The sequence below is a fragment of the Belliella alkalica genome (assembly GCF_022549785.1).
Lineage (GTDB): Bacteria > Bacteroidota > Bacteroidia > Cytophagales > Cyclobacteriaceae > Belliella > Belliella alkalica.
The window spans coordinates 1-2,848 of sequence record NZ_JAKZGO010000045.1; the positions used below are offsets into that span (position 1 = coordinate 1).

3 protein-coding genes are annotated in these 2,848 nt (G+C 35.4%); all 3 read right to left on the reverse strand.

Annotation, left to right across the window (positions count from 1 at the left end; translation table 11 throughout):
• The coding region (locus MM213_RS20450) for a hypothetical protein (protein WP_241414742.1) at window positions 1-195 on the reverse strand (195 nt) is incomplete at its 3' end.
• Window positions 196-526: 331 nt separating this feature from the next.
• Window positions 527-658 (reverse strand): hypothetical protein, encoded by a 132-nt coding sequence (locus MM213_RS20925; protein ID WP_255807045.1) that lies wholly within the window; start codon window positions 656-658, stop codon window positions 527-529.
• Window positions 659-1,160: 502 nt separating this feature from the next.
• The gene (locus MM213_RS20455; protein WP_241414743.1) at window positions 1,161-2,597 is read right to left on the reverse strand and encodes a hypothetical protein; all 1,437 of its coding nucleotides are present in this window, start codon (window positions 2,595-2,597) and stop codon (window positions 1,161-1,163) included.
• Window positions 2,598-2,848 lie beyond the last annotated feature (251 nt).

Genomic DNA, 2,848 nt, shown 5'->3' on the forward strand with positions numbered 1-2,848 from the left:
ACACTTTTCCCATACAGGAAAGTAATCGCCATAATTGCTGACTCTGCCAGTTTTGCTTTCAGGCTTTCCAAAAGTACTATTCAGGTCATAATAATCTTTGGCTTTGGCTAGGAGTTCCTTTTGAGAGAGCTTCTGCTGTGGTTGTTTCACTACATCTTCCTCTTGCACACAGCCCGCAAATACAAGTACAAACAACAAAAGGAAGTGCCCCTTGACTACTAGCCTACCAAGTTCATAATTGGAGGGGGGGGGGTAAATGTTAGTTTCATATTATATATTTTAGTTTTCTAATATTAGTCAAATAATTTCAAATAAAAAAACAACTGCTAGGAGGTGTTTTCTGGGGTTAATCTTGCTAGATCTAGTGAATTGTTGGAAAAGGTGAAACTTAATATATATTAGATCAACAATAGTAGTCAAGAACTTATTTGTATTTTATCTGTATCAACTATCCTTGTAAAAGAATATAAAACTCCTCAATCAATTCTGATTAATGGGTTTTTGAATATAGGTTTTAGTGTTCTACTCATTTTAGTCCCCAAATAGATGGAGCTGCAGATTTGTGGTCTGGTACGATTTTATTTATAGAACTTGCAAAATGTTTAAATTTCAACACCAATTCATTTTCTTCTTGTTTTACATCGATATGGATTACCATTATGCAACTCTTTTAATGTGATTAAGAATTAACCTTGTTTAAAATTGAACCTTCTATGTTTATTTGCTTTTACTTTAGTTTCCTAATATCTGGTAGGTCAACCAATATATGAATTGCTGTAGCAAAGATGATGCTTGGTAGCAAAGTGATAGGCAAATACACCCAATTACTCCAAAGTGGATTCACCCATATATTGTTAAAGGAACCTATTAACAATAGGAACATTAAGTGAATTAACCATAGGATCCCTATTTTTTTTAACAAACCAAAATTCCCCCCTTTTTCACTGTAATGAAGGACAATCGCATTATGAATAAAGAGAAAAAGTAGATATAGCGTACTTATTATCAATATAGGGCCAACAGACCTATTTAAAAGATAGCTTTCAAAATCTCCCCGATAGTATTTGATTCCTTCTCCATATTCAAATTGATAGTATGTTCGCCCAATAATAGTTAGAGGAATAAACAAGTAGGTAAGTATTAAATTAATAATTATTCTTCTAATCATCACAGTCGCTGCTTAAGGTACTAAGTGGTTTTACGCCATTTATTACATCCAATAAATTTTGCCAGTCAGGTCTATTTATCTGTGCCTCAATAATTGTTGCCGAACCACTATTCTGGTTTACAAATAAGCTAATACCACTTTGAAAAGATTCCCATAAAGCATCAGCATGTGCAAATGGTGAGAAATAAGTTGTATTGGTTAGCTCACTCATATATTCTGCCAAAGTACCAATCCCATGTGTAAACCGATCAACTCCCCTTGTGTAGAAAGTATATGATCCATTTGAATTTTCCACATATCCAAAGTCTCGATTTCCACTTACAGGGTGTTCAAAATTCTTTGGGTCGTAGATCGTTGAAAATGTCCACTGATCTTGGTTACTGTAAGAGGTAATCACAGAGCCATTATCAGGACCCCAGATATCTATACTTATAACAGCGCCTGTTGGATTCGAAGAATTCCACAATTCATTATCATTAATACCAAAATGATTATAAGGAGTAAATGTAGCCTCACTATTATCTACAAAATGATTGATATTGGTTCTAATATAGTTCAAGAAGGTGTCAGGAGTCATTTGCTGTCCATTTATAGTAGGTAATTGGTTAATTGTAATAGGTAAATAATCCATATTTACCACTGTGCTATGAGCATTATTGATTGATTGTAACCTGGCTATATCTTGCATATTGAATATTGCCCCTGATGTTCCGGTGCCATAAGGAATGTTTGATACTATCGTATTTAATTTATTTATTTCAGGTTGTTTCACCTCATAGGTAGCAGTCGCTAACCATTCTTGGATTACTTCGCATGGAATGTCTGCAAAAAGTGCCAATGGCTTGTTTAAAGGATTTTCCTCTTCAATAACACACTCCACATCATATCCCATCATTTGCAGAAATTCACAGTCTTCTAGTGTAGGAGTTTCTCCACCTATGCCATCATCCAGATCAGGACAGGGAAGATAATCACCTTCGTTATCTGGATCCCAAGATAATCTCAAACCACCATTGTCACATGGGGTGATGTCTGAGAAGTTTGGTAGTGGACACTCTTTGTAAAGAAAAGTAGCGGAGATGATCATGCCCGTAGCCTGATCAGTCAATACATAGAAATAATAAGTACAATTCGCATCTGCTAATCGAGCGGAAGCTTTGCTATCTGAGCTAATACCTACTTCATAACCAATTTCTGCCATTGCTTCCAATTCATTCATGTTGATATCGGACCAGATTATGCCGATTTCTTCAGAGGGGTTTCCTATGAGGTATTGATCTATGACGGCTTCATGTCTTTCGGCTAGATGCCTGAGGCTAAGAGTTCCTGAAACAAGTTCTATGACTCCAGCTCTGATTAATTCACCTTCTGTACCATACTCGAATACCAATCTACGAATATAATTCTGATCTCCGTATTCCCTATTCATCCACCTGTGATATGGCGCTACTAGAAATGTGGCTTGTTTTTCTATAAGCTTTGACTTTTTCCATAGTGGAAAGTAATCGCCATAATTGCTGACTCTGCCAGTTTTGATTTCAGGCTTTCCAAAAGTACTTGTTTGGTCAATGTAATCCTGAGCATTATTGTTTGCCTTAATAATGTATCAAATACTAAGATTGATTTATGTTAAAAAATTCTTTTAAAACATAAAAAACCCGCTAATCAAATAATTTGAGC

Coding starts and splice junctions, on each gene's coding strand:
- MM213_RS20925 (WP_255807045.1), bottom strand. CDS start 658: ATGGTAATCCATATCGATGTAAAACAAGAAGAAAATGAATTGGTGTTG.
- MM213_RS20455 (WP_241414743.1), bottom strand. CDS start 2,597: ATGAATAGGGAATACGGAGATCAGAATTATATTCGTAGATTGGTATTC.